Here is a 15,902-nt window from a genome sequence, read left to right as displayed (position 1 = left end):
GGTGTCCACCATGTCCTCGCACACCTGTCCACCATGTGCCCGGTCCATACAGCGAGACAAGAAAAGTAAGTCGCCCGCCGGGGCGAGACCCGGCCAACAGCCTCACCAAAGAAAACAACCCAAAAACAAAAAGCGCACCTCCCCCGTGCCCCAAGGCACCAAACAAGGGTAAGTCCCAGTCCACTGGCACCTCCCCCCTCCCACCCCTGGCACTTTGCACCCCACCCCCAACCATGCACAGTACCCCTCGCCCCGAAGCCTCGGCCAGCGCCGCCCGCAACAGACAAGGAGAACCCGGATGAACACGCGTCGATCCCTGCACCGTGCAATCGCAGCCACAGCGCTGCTCGTGCTGGCCACCACCGGCACCGCTTTCGCCCAGAAGGCCAAGGAACTCACCTTCGCCCATCAGGACATGCTCGTCCCGCTGCGCCTGGTCATGGAGTCGGGCGAGGTCGAGAAGGCCACCGGCTACAAGATCAACTGGCGCATGTTCTCGGGCGGCGGCGACGTGATCCGCGCCATGGCCTCGGGCGACGTGCAGATGGGCGAGACTGGCTCCAGCCCGCTCACGGCCGCGGCCAGCCAGGGGCAGGACATCAAGCTGTTCTGGATCTCGGCCGACATCGCCGACGCCGAGGCGCTGGTGGCGCGCAATGCCTCGGGCATCGCGAGCCTCAAGGACCTCGCGGGCAAGAAGGTGGCCACGCCCTTCGTCTCCACCGCCCACTATCAGCTCATGGCCGCGATGAAGATGGACGGCGTGGACGCGAAGAAGGTCAACGTGATGAACATGCGCCCGCCCGAGATCGCGGCGGCCTGGGAGCGCGGCGACATCGACGCCACCTTCATCTGGGACCCGGTGCTCTCCAAGATCCGCTCCAGCGGCAAGGTGATCGCCACCTCGGGCAGCATCGGCAAGCGCGGCGCGCCGACCTTCGAGGGCATCGTGGTCAACGCCAAGTGGGCGGCCGAGAACGAGGCCTTCATGGTGGCGTTCGTGAAGGCGCTCAACCGCGCCAACGACGAGTACAAGGCCTCGGGCAAGAGCTGGACGCCCGACTCGCCGCAGACCAAGGCGATGGCCAAGTGGACCAAGGCCAATCCGCAGGACGTGGGCCCGGCGATGGCGCTCTACAGCTTCCCGACCCTGTCCGAGCAGCTCTCGCCGACCTGGCTCGGCGGCGGCGCGGCCAAGGCGATGGCCAACACGGCGGTGTTCCTCAAGGAACAGGGCCGGGTGCAGGAGGTCAAGCCCGACTACTCGGCCTACGTGACCACCACCTACGTCGAGAAGGCCCTGGCGGCCAAGTGAGCGCGGCCCGGTAAACAAAAAAGCCCATGCCCACGCTCGACATCCGCGACCTCACGGTCAACTACGCCGTCAAGGGCGGCACCCTGCAGGCGCTCGCGCCGGTCAACCTGCGCATGCACGACGGCGACTTCGTGGTCGCGCTCGGCGCCTCGGGCTGCGGCAAGACCACGCTCTTGAACTGCATCGCCGGCTTCCTGCCGCCGTCCACCGGCGAGATCCTGCTCGACGGCCAACCCGTGGCCGGCCCGGGCGCCGACCGCGGCGTGGTGTTCCAGAAGCATGCGCTGATGCCCTGGCTCAACGTGCGCGACAACGTGGCGCTGGGCCTGCGGCTCGCGGGCGTCGACCGCGCCACGCGCGACCGTGTGGCGGAAGAAAAACTCGCGCTGGTCGGGCTGCAGAAGTACGCCGACCGCGCGGTGTACGAGCTCTCGGGCGGCATGCAGCAGCGCGTGGGCATCGCGCGCGCGCTGGCCAGCGATCCGGCCGTGCTGCTGATGGACGAGCCGATGGGCGCGCTCGACGCCTTCACGCGCGAGCAGGTGCAGGAGATCCTGCTGCAGGCCTGGTCGACCTCGAACAAGATGGTGTTCTTCATCACCCACTCGGTGGAGGAGGCGCTGTTCCTTGCCACCCGGCTGATCGTGATGAGCCCGAGCCCGGGGCGCATCTCGCACGTCTACGACGAGGTGCCGTTCTCGCGCCAGTACCTCTCGCACGGCGATTCGCGCAAGGTGAAGTCCGAGCCCGAGTTCATCCGCATGCGCGAGGAAGTGCTCTCCATCATCCACCACCGCGAGGCCGCCCATGCCTGAGGCCAGCATCGCATCGCCGGTTCCCATGACGCCTCCCACCAAGCCCACCGCCGTCCCGCCGCCCGCGCCCGGCGCCAAGCTCAAGACCAGCGCCTTCAAGGTGCCGGGCGAAGGCTCGAGCTTCACGATCAGCGTGGTCACGGTGCTGACGCTGATCGCGCTGTGGTTCCTGGTCACCAACATGGGCTGGGTCAAGCCGCTGTTCCTGCCGACGCCGCAGGCGGTGTTCCAGCAGTTCTACGAATACCTGACCGGCCAGGCCAACGACAAGCCGCTGTGGCAGCACTTCCTCGCGAGCATGTTCCGCGTGTTCTCGGCCTTCCTCTTGGCCTGCGTCACGGCCATCCCCGTGGGCATCGCGATGGGCATGAGCCGCTTCTGGCGCGGCATCTTCGATCCGCCGCTGGAGTTCTACCGGCCGTTGCCGCCGCTGGCCTACCTGCCGCTGATCATCATCTGGTTCGGGATCGACGAGCTGCCCAAGGTGCTGCTGATCTTCCTGAGCTGCTTCGCGCCGCTGGCGCTGGCCGCGCGCTCGGGCATGCGCAGCGCCTCGCAGGAGCAGATCAACGCGGCCTACTCGATGGGCGCGAGCTACCTGCAGGTGATCCGCCACGTGATCCTGCCCTCGGCGCTGCCCGACATCCTGGTCGGCATGCGCATCGCGATCGGCTTCGGCTGGACCACGCTGGTGGCCGCCGAGATGGTGGCGGCCAACATGGGGCTGGGTCAGATGGTGCTCAACGCGTCGAACTTCCTGCGTACCGACATTGTGATCATGGGGATCGTGGTCATCGGGGTGGTGGCGTATCTGTTCGACCTGCTGATGCGCTGGCTCGAGCGGCGCCTGGTTCCCTGGAAAGGGCGCATGTAGCGGAAGGCGCGGCGGGCGGCGAGACCGGCACGGCCGGCGGCATCGGCGAGGGCAACCCGCCGTCGGGTCCCATCGACTGCTCGAGGAAGTCGAGCATCGCGCGCATCGCCGCGCTGTTGTGGCGCCGCTGCGAATAGGCGGCATAGAGCCAGTGGTCGTGCGGCATGTGCTCGCGCAGCACCGGCACCAGCGCGCCGCGCTCCAGGTGCGACTGGGCCAGCGGCTCGGGCACGTAGGCCACGCCCACGCTGCGCAGCGCCAGCTCGATCAGCGCGACCGCGTCGTTGGCCTCCATGCGGCTGTGCACCGGCACCTCGTAGGCCTCGCCTTCGGTCTCGAAGGGCAGGTGGGTGGTCGGGGCGGCCGAATAGCTGAGCACGTCGTGCCGGCTCAGGTCGGCCGGCACGCGCGGCATGCCGCGCAGCGCCCAGTAGGCCGGGGTGGCGCAGACCACCATGTCGAACTGCACCAGCCGCCGCACGATCAGGTTCATGTCGTCGATGCGCCCGCCGGTCAGGTGGATGTCGATGCCCTCGCCGATCAGGTCGACCGCGCTGTTGGTGAAGACCAGGCTGACGTAGACGTCGGGGTAGCGCTTGATGAATTCGGCGATCACGTCCGAGAGCCAGCCGGCGATCAGCCCGTGCGGCGCGCTCATGCGCAGCCGGCCGCGCGGGTGGGCGCCGTGGGCCTGCAGGTCGTTGAGGGTGTTCTCGGCCATGTCGACCAGCTGGGTGCTGCGCTCGAGCAGCACCTCGCCGGCGTCGGTCAGGCTCAGCGAGCGGGTGGAGCGGTTGAGCAGCCGCACGCCGCTGCGCTCCTCCAGTTCGGCCACGTAGCGGCTGACGGTGGCCTTCGACATGCCCAGCGACAGGGCCGCGCGCGAGAAGCTGCGCCGGAACGCGACTTCGCGAAATGTCTTGATGAGATCGAGTCCGTCCATGAGAGTGGGCGCATTGTTCCAGTTCGGCCAGAGGCCCGCGCCGGTGCAGGGGCATGGCGCAACTTTGGTTTGCGCCCGCCGGATGCATCCGGTTGCATCCGGATCGCCGCCGGCTGCGTACAGGGGGTGATCGGTCCCGGACGGCGGGGCCCGCCAACACGCACGAGAAGGAAGAAGAAGCCATGCCGCAGGACATCGCGTTCGCCATCCGCTGGGTCGAGAAGGGCCTGGTGCCCGATACCGTGGTGCGCCGCGGCATCCGGCGCCTGCTCAAGGACCGGCTGTCGGAGTTGTATGCCGGCAACACCCCGGCCGTGGCCGAGCTGACCCAGGATTTCGTCGGCCGCATGCGCTCGGCCAGCCTGGCGCCGCTGCCCGAGAAGGCCAACGCCCAGCACTACGAGGTGCCGGCCGCCTTCTTCGGCCAGGTGCTCGGCAACCACCGCAAGTACAGCAGCTGCTACTGGCCCGAGGGCACGCGCACGCTCGAGGAGGCCGAATCGGCCGCGCTGGCCAGCACCTGCGAGCGCGCCGGGCTGGACAACGGGCAGGACATCCTCGAGCTGGGCTGCGGCTGGGGCTCGCTCACGCTGTGGATGGCCGCGCACTACCCGGGCAGCCGGATCACGGCGCTGTCGAACTCGGCTTCGCAGCGCGAATACATCGAGGCCGAGGCCGCGCGGCGCGGGCTGGCCAATGTGCGGGTGCTCACGCGCGACATCAACGTGTTCGACACCGAGGAGCGCTTCGACCGCGTGGTCTCGGTCGAGATGTTCGAGCACCTGCGCAACTGGCCGCAGGCCTTCGCCAACGTGGCGCGCTGGCTGCGGCCCGGCGGGCGCTTCTTCATGCACGTGTTCGTGCACCGCGAGGCGCCCTATCCCTTCGAGGTGCGCGACGCCAGCGACTGGATGAGCGAGCACTTCTTCTCGGGCGGCATGATGCCCAGCGACGACCTCGCGCTGCACTGCCAGGACGACCTGCGGCTGCTGCGCCGCTGGCGCTGGGAAGGCCGCCACTACCAGCGCACCGCCGAGGCCTGGCTGCGCAACATGGACCAGCGCCGCGAGGCGCTGCGCCCGCTGTTCCAGGCCACCTACGGCGACCAGGCCAACGTCTGGTGGACGCGCTGGCGCCTGTTCTTCATGTCGGTGGCCGAGCTGTTCGGCTACGAGCACGGGCAGCGCTGGTGGGTCAGCCACTACCTGTTCGAGCGGCGCGCCTGAAGCCGGCACGATGAGATTCAGCGCACCGGAAGCCGCCTTCGCCGGCCTCGCCTTCACCGCCGCGGTCGCGCTGGTGGTCTGGCTCGAGAGCCTGGCGCGGCGCGACGCGAGCCTGATCGACCGCTTCTGGCCGGTGCTGATCGCGGGCGCGGGCCTGGTCTACCTGGTGCTGCTGCCGAACGCGCCGCTGCACGAGCCGCGCGGCCTGGCCATGGCCGTGCTCGCGCTGCTGTGGGGGCTGCGGCTGGCGCTCTATGTGGCCGCGCGCAACTGGGGCCACGGCGAGGACCGGCGCTATCAGGCGATCCGCGCGCGCAACCAGCCGGGCTTCGGCCTCAAGAGCCTGTACCTCGTTTTCGGGCTGCAGGCGGTGCTGGCCTGGATCGTCTCGGCGCCGCTGTTCGTCGGCATGGCGGGCGCGCGGCCGCTGGGCTGGCTCGACATCGCGGGCGGCGCGCTGGCGGCCTTCGGCATCGGCTTCGAGGCCATCGCCGATGCCCAGATGTCGCGCTTCAAGGCCGACCCCTCGCAGCGCGGCCAGGTGATGGACCGCGGCTTGTGGCGCTACAGCCGCCATCCCAACTACTTCGGCGAGGCCTGCGTCTGGTGGGGGCTGTGGCTGATGGCGCTGGGCGCGGCCGGCCTCGGCGGCGCCTGGAGCGTGGTGTCGCCGCTGCTCATGACCTGGCTGCTGCTGCGCGTGTCGGGCGTGCGCCTGCTCGAGGCCGACATCGGCCACCGGCGGCCGGCCTACCGCGACTACATCGCGCGCACCAACGCCTTCGTGCCGGGGCCGGTGCGCCGGCCGCCGAAATGAGGGTGCGCCATGCCGGCCTGGCGCTGCTGTGCGTGCTGGCCTTCGCGGCGGGCGCGCAGCCGGTGGCCTCGCCCGCCACGGGCGAATGGAACTTCCGCGTACTGCTCGACGACGCGCCGATCGGCGAGCACCGCTTCGTGCTTACCGTCGCGGGCGACGAGCGCCGGCTGAGCAGCGAGGCCGCGTTCGCGGTCAAGCTGCTGGGCGTCACGGTCTACCGCTACCGGCATTCGGCGGTCGAGCACTGGCGCGGCGATTGCCTGCGCCGGCTCGATGCCGACACCAACGACGGCGGCGACCGCTCCGAGGTGCGCGCCGAGCGCGAGTCGGAGGGCGACGGCCCCGCGCTGGTGGTCGTCACGCCGCGCGGGCGCAGCGCGCTGCCGGGCTGCGTGATGAGCTTCGCCTACTGGAACCCCGCGATGCGCGCGCAGCAGCAGCTGCTCAATGCGCAGACCGGCAAGCTCGAGCCGGTGCGCATCGCCGCGCTCGACGAGGGCCGCGTCGAGGTGCGTGGCCGCGGCGTGGCGGCCCGGCGCTGGCGCGTCAGCGGGCCCGAGCAGCCGATCGACCTCTGGTATGCCGTGGCCGACGGCGAATGGCTGGGCCTCGATGCCCAGGTGCGTGGCGGCAAGAAGCTCAGCTACCGGTTGAAGTAGGCTTCGCGGCCAGCGCGCTCAACACCGCCGCCGTCATCGCCTGCACGCCCGTCGTGATCGAGGGCTCGGGCACCGGCGCGAAGAACGGCGAGTGGTTGAAGGGCAGGGGCTTGCCGCCTTCCTTCTGCGAGTCGGCGACCTCCTTCGGATCGTTCACGCCGATGAAGAAGAAGAAGGTGGGCACGCCCTCCACCGCGAAGTCCGAGAAGTCCTCGCTGGCGGTGATCGGCGGCACCTGCACCACCTTCGCGTCGCCGAGCTGCGCCTTGAGCGCGGCCACGGTGCGCTGCGCGAGCGCCTGGTCGTTGATCACCGCGGCGTTGCCGCGCGCCGGGTCGAGGCCGATCGCCGGCTCGGGCGCGCCCGCCATCGCGGCCGAGGCCAGCGCGGTGCGGCGCACGCCGTCGATCAGCTGCTTGCGCACCTGCGGCTTGTAGCTGCGGATGGTGCCGCGCAACAGCGCCGAGTCGGGAATGATGTTGCCGGCGGTGCCGGCCTGGATCGCGCCGACCGTCACCACGCCGAATTCGGCCGGGTCCTTCTCGCGGCTCACCACGGTCTGCACGTCGGTCACGAAATGGGCCGCCTGCACGATCGGGTCGATCGCATGGTGCGGCGCCGAGCCGTGGCCGCCGCGGCCCTTGAAGTCGATCTCGAAGCCGTCGGAGGCCGAGGTGATCGGTCCCGCGCGGTAGCCGACGTAGCCGTACGACGAGGGCGAGGTGTGCAGCGCGAAGGCGGCATCGGGCTTGGGGAAGCGCTTGTAGAGCCCGTCGGCCAGCATGCCCTTGGCGCCGCCGCTGGCCTCCTCGGCCGGCTGCGCGACGAACACCAGCGTGCCCTGCCACTGGTCCTTGAGCGCGAGCAGCGTGCGCGCGGTGCCGACCCAGCTCGCCATGTGCACGTCGTGGCCGCAGCTGTGGGCGACGAAGGTCTCGCGGCCCTGCCAGGTGGCCTTGGCCTGGCTCGCGTAGGGCAGGGCGGTCTTCTCCTGCATCGGCAGCGCGTCGAGCTCGGTGCGCACCAGCACCGTGGGGCCGGCGCCGTTGCGCAGGACCGCGACCACGCCGGTGCGGCCCACGTGCTCGGTCACCTCGAAGCCGAGGGCGCGCATCTGCTCGGCGAGCTTGCCGGCCGTGCGCACCTCCTGGAAGCCGAGTTCGGGATGGGCGTGGATGTCCTTGTAGAGCGTGTCGAGCTGCGGATAGGCCTCGCGCGCGAGCGACTCGATGCGCTGGGCGTTGGGGGCGGCGCCTTGCGCCATGGCGGCGGGCACGGCGGCGCAGGCGAGGCAGGCGGCGAGGGAAAGCTGGCGAAGGGAATGCATGAAGGGACCTGTCTCCTGGGTGAGGTGTGTTTGCTTGTTCTGGAAAGGGACCGGCCGCGAATCTAGGCAATGGCTTGCCAGGCGTCCAATGCATTGTTCTATCCACAGCCATAATTCCGATGCATGAACAGGCCCCTCCATGCCATGACCTTCGTGCAGTTGCGCCACTTCCTGTCGGTGGCCGAAACGGGCTCCTTCACGCGCTCGGCCAAGGCGCTGTCGATCACGCAGCCCGCGCTGAGCCGCAGCATCCATGCGCTCGAGGAGGTGCTCGGCCGCGCGCTGTTCGACCGCGTGGGCCGGCGCAGCGAGCTCTCGCATTTCGGGCGCGAGATGCTCGAGCGCGCGCGCCACCTGGTCGGCGATGCGCAGGAACTGGTGGCCAGCGCGCGCGGCGGCGGCGGCGCCCACCTGCGCGTGGGGCTCGGCGCCGGGCCCGGCGCATTGCTGGCCACGCCGCTCTTGCAGCGCATGGCCTACCGTGGCGCGCCGGTGCGCATCGACATCCTGCGCGGCGACACCGACCGGCTGGTGCAGGCGTTGCGCCAGCGCGCGCTCGATGCGGTGGTGGTGGAGTTCCGCACCGTCACGCCGAGCATCGATCTGCGCGTCGAGCCGCTGGTGGAGATGGGCGGCGCCTTCATGTGCCGGCGCGGCCATCCGCTCGCGCGCAAGCGCGGGCCGATGACGTTCCAGAGCTTGAAGGACTACCCGCTCGCGTCCACCGGCCTCGGGCGCGACGTGGTGCGCGCGATGGTCGATGCCTACGGCCCCGAGGCGCATCCCGACCAGTGCGTGACCCTGCGCTGCTCGGAGCTGTCGAACCTGGTCGAGCTCGCGCGCGACAGCGACGCGATCCTGCTCGCGGTGCGCGCGGTGGCGCCCGACCTCGTCGCGCTGCCGGTGCACCCGCCGCTGGGCCGCGCGCGCTTCGGCCTCGTGACCCTGGCCGGCCGCAGCGAGGCGCCTGCCTTGCCGCTGTTGCGCGAGGTGATCGCCGAGCGCATGCCGGCCGAGCCCGGCTGAAGTCGTTTCAGGCAGGCAGCGCGTCGGCGCCGATGCGCTCCCACAGCCGCGCGACCGCCGGCCGCGCATTGAGCCGCGCGCGCCAGGCCACGATCGCGACCTCCACGTCCCAGGCGCCGTCGCCCACCGGCACCAGTTCGCCGAGCCGGCCCGCGACGAAGGAGCTGTCGGGCAACCAGGCGATGCCCATGCCCTGCTGCGCGAGGTCGCCGAGCACGTCGGTCATCTCGGACTCGAAGGCCCGGTAGCCGGTCAGCGGTTGCGCCGACTGCTCGATCGCGGTCGCGACCACGCGCGCGAAGTAGCCGCTGGGCGAGTACATCAACAGCGGCAGCGGATGGGTCGCGCTGCCCGGCAGCGCGAAGCGTTCCGAGGCGGCGAGCGCGCGCGACACGTAGGGCCGCACGCGCTCGAGGCCGAGCTCGCGACGCTCGAAGCGCGCCGCATCGAGCTGCAGCGGATGCGCCGCCTGGTGGAAGCCGATCAGCACGTCGGCCGAGCCCGCGCTGAAGGCCGTCAGCGTGTCGTGCACGTTGCCGACCTCGAGGCTGCAACTGAGGTCGCCCGCGCCCGACCAGCGCGCCCACCAGCCGGGCAGCCGCGTGCTGGCCAGCGCATAGGTCGAGGCGATGCGCACATGGTTGCGCGCGGGCGCGTCGCCGATCTCGGCGCGCGCATCGGCGATCTGGTCGAGCAGGCCGGCGGCCACCTTGCGGAAGCGCTCGCCCGCGGGCGTGAGCCGCGTGGGATAGGCCGCGCGATCGATCAGCTTGGCGCCCAGCCATTGCTCGAGCGCCTGGATGCGGCGGCTGAACGCGGCCTGCGAGACGTTGCGCATCTCGGCCGCGCGCGTGAAGTTCTGCACCTCGGCCAAGGTGACGAAATCCTGAAACCAGCGTGTGTCCATCGCGCCTCTTGCTCCTTTGCGTGCGGCGCATTCTGCAAGCCGCGTGCCCATCGGTTGCGTGCATGGGCGATGCGTGCGGCGCATCGCGCCCGGATGCAAACTCGACATTGGACCGCGTGCGCGGGCCTCGCGACCATTGGCGAATCCACTCACCACTTCAGCAAAGGATTCGGACATGAGCGAACAACTGCGCGCGGCCGCCAAGGAATACATGGTGCGCTACGGCGGCGACACCTTCCCCAACCTGTTCCGCAGCGCCCGCGGCGCGGTGGTGGTCGACGACACGGGCCGCGAGATCCTCGACTTCACCTCGGGCCAGATGTGCGCCACCATCGGCCACAACCATCCGGCCATCGTGCGCGCGGTGCACGAGGCCGGCGAGAAGGCCTTCCACCTGTTCAGCGGCATGATCCCCGAGGTGGTGGCCGAGCTGGCGCAGAAGATGGCCACCGACTGGATGCCCGCGCCGCTCACCAAGTCGCTGTTCGTGAACACCGGTTCCGAGAGCAACGAGGTCGCGCTGCGCATGGCGAAGATGTACACCGGCGGCTTCGAGATCCTGGCCGTCGGCGGCTCCTGGCACGGCGTGACCGGCGGCACCAGCGCGGTGTCGTTCGCGAGCGACCGCAAGGGCTACGGCGTGCACGTGCCCGGCGTCTACCTGATGCCCGAGCCCAACGCCTACCGGCCCTACATCCGCGGCATGTCGGGCGAGGAATCGGCGCTGGCCTGCCTCGAGCTCGGCCTCAAGATGTACGACATGGCCTCGACCGGCCGGCGCGCCGCGATCATCATCGAGCCGATCATCAGCGCGGGCGGCGTGCTGGTGCCGCCCCGGTCGTACATGCAGGCGCTGCGCCGCGCCGCCGACGAGCGCGGCATGCTGCTGATCTTCGACGAGGCCCAGACCGCGTTCGGCCGCATCGGCCACCGCACCGCCTCCGACTTCTACGGCGTGGTGCCCGACATCATGTCGGTGTCGAAGACCATGGGCGGCGGCCTGCCGCTGGCGGCCGTGGCGACCAGCCCGCGCATCGAGCAGGACGTGCACGAGAAGGGCTTCACCTTCTACACCAGCCATGTCTCCGACCCGCTGCCCGCCACCGTCGGCCTGGCGGTGCTCGACACCATCCGCAGCGAGGGCCTGATCGAGCGCGCGCGCACCACCGGCGCCTACCTGCGTGGGCAACTGCTCGAGCTGCAGCGGCGCTACGAGGCGATCGGCGACGTGCGCGGCGAGGGCCTGCTGCTCGGCGTGGAGCTGGTGCAGGACCGCGAGTCGCGGCTGCCCCATCACGAGCTCGGCGCGCGCACCACGAAGAAGTGCTTCGAGCTCGGCCTGAGCATGAACATCCGGCGCCGGCCCGAGCGCGGCTCGGTGTGGCGCATCGCGCCGCCGCTCAACGTGGCGCACGAGCAGATCGACCGCGCCATCGAGATCCTCGACCGCGCGCTGCGCGAGAGCCTGGACGAGATCGCCCATGCCGCGCCGGTGGCGCTCGCGGCCTGACGCGCCGGAGGACGCCATGAAGACCCCGAATCGAATGCTCGCGGGCGCGCTGCTCGCGGCCGCCGCGCTGGCCGCGTTCGCGCAGGAACCCGGCGGCACGCTCGCCAAGGCGAAGGCCGCCGGCACCCTCGTGATGGGCGTGCGCGAGGCCTCGCCGCCGCTGTCGTACGCGGTGGGCGGCGGCTACGTCGGCTACCACGTCGAGCTCTGCGAGCAGATGCTCGCGAAGCTGCTGCCCGGCGTGGCGGTGCGGCCGATGGTCGTGACCTCGCAGAACCGCGTGCCGCTGCTGCAGAACGGCACCGTCGACATCGAGTGCGGCTCGACCACCAACAATGCCGCGCGCCAGCAGCAGGTGGCCTTCGGCAGCACCACCTACATCACCGAGGCGCGCTTCGCCGTGCGCGCGGCCAGCGGCATCGAGTCGGCGGAGCAGCTCCGGGGCAAGACCGTGGTCACGACCGTGGGCACCACGCTCGTGCAGCGGCTGCGCAAGCTCGAGCAGGACAACAAGGGCATGGCGCTGAACATCGTGCTGGCCAAGGACCATGCCGAGAGCTTCCTGCTGCTCGAGAGCGGCCGCGCCGATGCCTTCGCGATGGACGACAACACGCTCGCGGGCAACATCTCGAACGCGCGCAACCCGGCGGACTTCCGCATCGTCGGCAAGCCGCTGGGCATCGAGCCGATCGCGATCATGATCCGCAAGGACGACCCGGCCTTCAAGCGCGCGGTCGACGGCTACCTCGCGAGCGCGATGGCCTCGGGCGCGCTCGAGAAGCTCTATGCGCGCTGGTTCATGGCGCCGATCCCGCCGCGCAATGCGGTCATCAACATCCCGCTGAGCGATTCGCTCAAGGCGGCCTTCCAGTCGCCCAACGACCGGCCGGCCGAGGCCTACGAGGAGCGGCTGCCCTGAGCCTGCGCCCGCAGGCTGCGCCGCAGCCGCGCGGGCGACTGGCCGTAGCGCGCGCGGAACATGCGCGCGAAGTGGGCGTCGCTGTTGAAGCCGTTCTCGAAGGCGATCGACGAGACCGGGCGCGCATGGTTGCGCGCATCGCGCAGCGCCTCGTGGCAGCGCTCGAGCCGGGTCTGCCAGATCAGCCGCTCGGGGCTCGCGTCGCTGCCGTCAAAGGCCTTGTAGAGGTAGCGCCGCGAGCAGCGCAGGGCATGGGCGATCGCATCGACCGAGAGCGTGGCCTCGCTCGCATGCAGCCGCACGTACTGCACCGCGCGCAGGCGCACGGCGGCCAGCGCATCGACCGGCGCGCGCGCGTGCGGGCGACCGCTCGACAGAGTGGTCGCGAGCAGGCCGATCGAGGCCTCGGCCAGCAGGTGGGCGGCATCCCCGGTCACGTGCGCGAGCTGCGTGTTCAGCGTGCGCAGGTGGCCGCCGAGGATCGGCGCCATGCCGCTGTCGGCCAGCGCCTCGTCGCGCGAACACACCAGCGACGGCAGGCCCAGCGCCGCGAGGCGCTCGCGCGGGATCTGCAGCCCGAACAGCGAGGCCGGCGCGGCCGATTCCCAGGTGTAGGGCAGGCGCTGGTCGAGCATGATCCAGTCGCCCGGCCCCAGGTGCACCGTGCGGTTGGCCGCGTGCACGTCGGCGGCGCCGGCGATCTGCATCGAGAGCTTGAAATAGCTGCCGCCGCTGTCGAGCGCATCGCGGGCCTCGCGCGTCACGCGCGAGAGCGGCACCTGCATGCGCACCGCGCCCAGGCCGCCGACGTCGTAGATGTCGCAGCGGGCCTCGAAGTCCGGACCGCCCGCATCGTCGTCGCCGCGCAGCCGGCCGAAGTAGGGCGCGATCGCGTTTTCCCAGTAGCGCATCCGCTGGGCGGCGGGAACGTCGAGCGTGGAACAGGACTGGGCGTGCATGGTCCGGGCATTACAGCCGGTCTGGCGGCGCGCCACAAGCAAGGCGAGGCCGCGCGGCCGCACGCCGTGCACGCTGGTGCAAGACACGGTGCACCGGCAGTCGTGCCGCCGGCGCTGCGCTGGCTATCGTCGGCCGGCCCCTTCATCCAACCCGAGGAATCCCATGAGCAGCAAGCATCTCTTCATCGAACAATGGACACCCAGGCCGGCCTGGATCGCCCGCACGCCGGCCGAGCGCCGGGCCTTCGCCGACGCCGTGCTCGGCGCCATCGAGGCCATGAAGGCCGGCGGCATCCGCACGCTGGGCTGGGGCGCGGCCGACCGCGGCGTCGACCATGCCGATCCCGCCGCCGCGTTCTGGGCCGTGTGGGAGATGGACGGCGCCGAGGCGGTCGCGGGCTTTTGCCAGGGCGTCGAAGCCTCGGGCTGGTACACCCTCTTCGAGCAGCGCAACACGACCGGCGTGGCGCAGACCCCGGCCCAGGTGCTCGAACTGCTGGCGGGGATCCCGTCATGAGCTTCAAGGTGCTGTCGCTGGTCTTTCCGGGCATGACCCTGATCGACCTCGCGGGTCCGCTGCAGGCGCTGTCCTTCATCCCCGGCTTCGAGTCGCAGCTCGCGTGGAAGCGCACCGGCGCGCTGCCCTCGGATGCCGGCGTCAGCGTCGTCGCCACGCATGGCTTCGACGATTGCTGGGAGGCGCCTGACCTGCTGTTCGTACCGGGCAACACCAAGGCACTGTTCGCGCTGCTCGAGGACGAGGAGACCAAGGCCTTCCTCGCCCGTATCGGCGCGCGTTCGACGTGGATCACCAGCGTGTGCAACGGCTCGCTGCTGCTGGCGGCGGCCGGGCTGCTCGACGGCTACCGTGCGGGCTGCTACTGGTATGCGCGAGACCGGCTCGCGCTGCTGGGCGCGATCCCGAGCCCCGGCCGCATCGTGATCGACCGCAACCGCATGACCGGCGGCGGCATGACCGCCGGCATCGACTTCGGCGTGCGCGTTGTTGGCGAGATCGCCGGCGAGGCCACGGGCCGCATGGTGGAGCTGCTGATGGAATACGCGCCGCAGCCGCCCTATGGCACGGGGCGGCCCGAGCTGTGCGACGAGGCCCTGGTGGCCGGTGCGCGCGAGGCGCTGCGCGAGCTCATGCCGCTGGGCACGATCGAGCGGGTCGCGGCGGCGCGCAGGTAGTGGTCCTGCGCCGCGTCAGCGCGCGGGCGCCACCACCGGCGCATCCGCCGGCGACGGACTGCGCCCGATCATCCAGGCGCACAGCGCCGACACCACGCCCGCGAACAGCACGTACAGGCAGATCTGCCACGGCTCGCCGCCGCCCGACTTGAGCAGGGCGGTGGCGATGATCGGCGTGATGCCCGAGGCGAAGATGCCCGAGAACTGGTAGACGAAGGAGATGCCGGTGTAGCGCACCTTGGCGTCGAACAGGTCGCAGAACAGGGCGGCCTCGGGGCCGTAGACCGAGGCGTAGAGGATGCCGAAGGGGATCACGATCGACAGCCACACCAGCAGCACGTTGCCCTCGCTGTGCGTCATCAGCCAGAAGCCCGGGAAGGCCGACACCGCCGTGATCAGCGAGCCCCACATGTAGACCCGGGGCCGGCCGAGCCGGTCCGACATGCGGCCGAAGAAGGGGATGGCGAAGCACATCACGATGGCCGCGGCCATCACGCCGAGCAGCGCGTCGGTGCGCCCGAGCTTGAGCGTGCCCGTGAGGTAGGCGATGGAGAACACGCCGAAGATGTTGAAGAACACGCCGTCGATGTAGCGCGCGCCCATGCCCTTCAGCACATTGCCCGGATAGCGGCGCAGCATGTCCATGAACGGGATGCGCAGCTCGGCGTTGCGCGCCTTCACCGCGGCGAACTCGGGCGTTTCCTTCACGTGCAGCCGGATGTACATGCCCACCGCCACCATCAGCCCCGAGATCAGGAAGGCGATGCGCCAGCCCCAGGCCATGAACTGCTCGTCGGTCAGGAGCCACGACAGCAGCGCGACCACGCCCGAGGCCAGGCACAGGCCGATGGCCAGCCCGATCTGCGGCAGCGAGGCATAGAAGCCGCGCTTCTCCTTCGGTGCGTATTCGTAGGCCATGAGCACCGCGCCGCCCCATTCGCCGCCCAGGCCGATGCCCTGCGCCACGCGCAGCACCAGCAGCAGCAGCGGCGCCGCGATGCCGATCTGCGCATAGGTGGGCACCAGGCCGATCAGGAAGGTGGCCACGCCCATGATCATCAGCGTGATGATCAGCATGCTCTTGCGCCCGATCTTGTCGCCGAAGTGGCCGAAGATCACGCCGCCCAGCGGCCGCGTGACGAAGCCCACGGCGAAGGTGGTGTAGGCCAGCAAGGTCGCCACCACCGGGTCGCTGCCCGGGAAGTAGAGCTTGTTGAACACGATGCCGGCCACCACCCCGTAGAGGAAGAAGTCGTACCACTCGATGGTGGCGCCCACCAGCGCCGAAATCACCACCCTGCGAATCGTTTTCTCGTCGTCGCGTGCACTGCTCATGTGTTGTCTCCGATGAGTGTTGTCGTGGCGGCCTCTTGGTCTTCGCTCTCGGCGGGCCGTGCGGGATGCGTTGCTG

At 70.4% G+C, this 15,902-nt stretch carries 16 protein-coding genes; 11 read left to right on the top strand and 5 right to left on the bottom strand.

What is annotated here, in order from left to right:
• Positions 1-298 precede the first annotated feature (298 nt).
• Genes tauA through KV106_RS38470 form a run of 3 tightly spaced genes read left to right on the top strand, consistent with a single transcriptional unit; the run spans position 299 to position 3,004 of the window.
• Complete coding sequence (gene tauA, locus KV106_RS38480) at positions 299-1,315, top strand: taurine ABC transporter substrate-binding protein (protein ID WP_261217535.1); 1,017 nt, start codon at positions 299-301, stop codon at positions 1,313-1,315.
• A gap of 26 nt (positions 1,316-1,341) precedes the next feature.
• Complete coding sequence (locus tag KV106_RS38475) at positions 1,342-2,130, top strand: taurine ABC transporter ATP-binding protein (RefSeq protein ID WP_057595008.1); 789 nt, start codon at positions 1,342-1,344, stop codon at positions 2,128-2,130.
• A complete protein-coding gene (locus tag KV106_RS38470; RefSeq protein WP_057595007.1) occupies positions 2,123-3,004 on the top strand; it encodes an ABC transporter permease subunit in 882 nt (293 codons plus the stop codon). Before KV106_RS38475 ends, KV106_RS38470 begins: the two co-directional genes overlap by 8 nt.
• On the opposite strand, the gene KV106_RS38465 is transcribed toward KV106_RS38470, so the two are convergent.
• Positions 2,922-3,947 (bottom strand): LysR family transcriptional regulator, encoded by a 1,026-nt coding sequence (locus KV106_RS38465; protein WP_057595006.1) that lies wholly within the window; start codon positions 3,945-3,947, stop codon positions 2,922-2,924. The two genes, KV106_RS38470 and KV106_RS38465, sit on opposite strands and share 83 nt — an antisense overlap.
• Before the next feature lie 182 nt (positions 3,948-4,129).
• On the opposite strand from KV106_RS38465, the gene KV106_RS38460 reads away from it, so the two are divergent.
• Genes KV106_RS38460 through KV106_RS38450 form a run of 3 tightly spaced genes read left to right on the top strand, consistent with a single transcriptional unit; the run spans position 4,130 to position 6,649 of the window.
• On the top strand, positions 4,130-5,173 hold the full coding sequence (locus tag KV106_RS38460; protein WP_057595005.1) for an SAM-dependent methyltransferase: 1,044 nt from the start codon (positions 4,130-4,132) through the stop codon (positions 5,171-5,173).
• 10 nt (positions 5,174-5,183) lie between these two features.
• Complete coding sequence (locus KV106_RS38455) at positions 5,184-5,990, top strand: DUF1295 domain-containing protein (protein WP_261217528.1); 807 nt, start codon at positions 5,184-5,186, stop codon at positions 5,988-5,990.
• Positions 5,987-6,649, top strand: a complete 663-nt coding sequence (locus KV106_RS38450; protein ID WP_261217526.1) for a DUF6134 family protein — start codon at positions 5,987-5,989, stop codon at positions 6,647-6,649. The genes KV106_RS38455 and KV106_RS38450 overlap by 4 nt, the downstream gene beginning before the upstream one ends.
• Here KV106_RS38450 and KV106_RS38445 read toward each other — a convergent pair.
• On the bottom strand, positions 6,630-7,976 hold the full coding sequence (locus KV106_RS38445; protein WP_409976601.1) for an amidohydrolase: 1,347 nt from the start codon (positions 7,974-7,976) through the stop codon (positions 6,630-6,632). The genes KV106_RS38450 and KV106_RS38445 overlap by 20 nt on opposite strands.
• A 123-nt stretch (positions 7,977-8,099) precedes the next feature.
• Between KV106_RS38445 and KV106_RS38440 the strand changes: the two genes are divergently transcribed.
• A complete protein-coding gene (locus tag KV106_RS38440; protein WP_261217525.1) occupies positions 8,100-9,002 on the top strand; it encodes a LysR family transcriptional regulator in 903 nt (300 codons plus the stop codon).
• Between the two features lie 7 nt (positions 9,003-9,009).
• Here the strand turns inward: KV106_RS38440 and KV106_RS38435 are convergent, their stop codons facing one another.
• Positions 9,010-9,909: a LysR family transcriptional regulator gene (locus KV106_RS38435; protein WP_261217524.1), complete on the bottom strand. Its 900-nt coding sequence runs from the start codon at positions 9,907-9,909 to the stop codon at positions 9,010-9,012.
• Between the two features lie 175 nt (positions 9,910-10,084).
• On the opposite strand from KV106_RS38435, the gene KV106_RS38430 reads away from it, so the two are divergent.
• A complete protein-coding gene (locus KV106_RS38430; protein WP_261217522.1) occupies positions 10,085-11,419 on the top strand; it encodes an aspartate aminotransferase family protein in 1,335 nt (444 codons plus the stop codon).
• Between the two features lie 16 nt (positions 11,420-11,435).
• The gene (locus KV106_RS38425; RefSeq protein ID WP_057595010.1) at positions 11,436-12,338 is read left to right on the top strand and encodes a transporter substrate-binding domain-containing protein; all 903 of its coding nucleotides are present in this window, start codon (positions 11,436-11,438) and stop codon (positions 12,336-12,338) included.
• Here the strand turns inward: KV106_RS38425 and KV106_RS38420 are convergent.
• Positions 12,317-13,384, bottom strand: coding sequence for an AraC-like ligand-binding domain-containing protein (locus KV106_RS38420; protein ID WP_261217519.1), 1,068 nt, complete (start codon positions 13,382-13,384; stop codon positions 12,317-12,319). The two genes, KV106_RS38425 and KV106_RS38420, sit on opposite strands and share 22 nt — an antisense overlap.
• Positions 13,385-13,460: 76 nt before the next feature.
• Between KV106_RS38420 and KV106_RS38415 the strand changes: the two genes are divergently transcribed.
• On the top strand, positions 13,461-13,814 hold the full coding sequence (locus tag KV106_RS38415; protein ID WP_261217517.1) for a DUF6616 family protein: 354 nt from the start codon (positions 13,461-13,463) through the stop codon (positions 13,812-13,814).
• Entirely contained in the window at positions 13,811-14,491 is a 681-nt protein-coding gene (locus tag KV106_RS38410) for a DJ-1/PfpI family protein (protein WP_057594991.1), read from the top strand. The genes KV106_RS38415 and KV106_RS38410 overlap by 4 nt, the downstream gene beginning before the upstream one ends.
• A 15-nt stretch (positions 14,492-14,506) precedes the next feature.
• Here KV106_RS38410 and KV106_RS38405 read toward each other — a convergent pair whose 3' ends face one another.
• On the bottom strand, positions 14,507-15,826 hold the full coding sequence (locus KV106_RS38405; RefSeq protein WP_057594990.1) for an MFS transporter: 1,320 nt from the start codon (positions 15,824-15,826) through the stop codon (positions 14,507-14,509).
• Positions 15,827-15,902 lie beyond the last annotated feature (76 nt).

The organism is Variovorax endophyticus (assembly GCF_025376855.1).
Lineage (GTDB): Bacteria > Pseudomonadota > Gammaproteobacteria > Burkholderiales > Burkholderiaceae_C > Variovorax.
This window is presented reverse-complemented; position numbering and strand designations above follow the sequence as displayed.

Coding starts and splice junctions, on each gene's coding strand:
- KV106_RS38475 (WP_057595008.1), top strand. CDS start 1,342: ATGCCCACGCTCGACATCCGCGACCTCACGGTCAACTACGCCGTCAAG.
- KV106_RS38465 (WP_057595006.1), bottom strand. CDS start 3,947: ATGGACGGACTCGATCTCATCAAGACATTTCGCGAAGTCGCGTTCCGG.
- KV106_RS38450 (WP_261217526.1), top strand. CDS start 5,987: ATGAGGGTGCGCCATGCCGGCCTGGCGCTGCTGTGCGTGCTGGCCTTC.
- KV106_RS38435 (WP_261217524.1), bottom strand. CDS start 9,909: ATGGACACACGCTGGTTTCAGGATTTCGTCACCTTGGCCGAGGTGCAG.
- KV106_RS38415 (WP_261217517.1), top strand. CDS start 13,461: ATGAGCAGCAAGCATCTCTTCATCGAACAATGGACACCCAGGCCGGCC.
- KV106_RS38425 (WP_057595010.1), top strand. CDS start 11,436: ATGAAGACCCCGAATCGAATGCTCGCGGGCGCGCTGCTCGCGGCCGCC.
- KV106_RS38405 (WP_057594990.1), bottom strand. CDS start 15,826: ATGAGCAGTGCACGCGACGACGAGAAAACGATTCGCAGGGTGGTGATT.
- KV106_RS38410 (WP_057594991.1), top strand. CDS start 13,811: ATGAGCTTCAAGGTGCTGTCGCTGGTCTTTCCGGGCATGACCCTGATC.
- KV106_RS38440 (WP_261217525.1), top strand. CDS start 8,100: ATGAACAGGCCCCTCCATGCCATGACCTTCGTGCAGTTGCGCCACTTC.
- KV106_RS38445 (WP_409976601.1), bottom strand. CDS start 7,976: ATGCATTCCCTTCGCCAGCTTTCCCTCGCCGCCTGCCTCGCCTGCGCC.
- KV106_RS38460 (WP_057595005.1), top strand. CDS start 4,130: ATGCCGCAGGACATCGCGTTCGCCATCCGCTGGGTCGAGAAGGGCCTG.
- tauA (WP_261217535.1), top strand. CDS start 299: ATGAACACGCGTCGATCCCTGCACCGTGCAATCGCAGCCACAGCGCTG.
- KV106_RS38455 (WP_261217528.1), top strand. CDS start 5,184: ATGAGATTCAGCGCACCGGAAGCCGCCTTCGCCGGCCTCGCCTTCACC.
- KV106_RS38470 (WP_057595007.1), top strand. CDS start 2,123: ATGCCTGAGGCCAGCATCGCATCGCCGGTTCCCATGACGCCTCCCACC.
- KV106_RS38430 (WP_261217522.1), top strand. CDS start 10,085: ATGAGCGAACAACTGCGCGCGGCCGCCAAGGAATACATGGTGCGCTAC.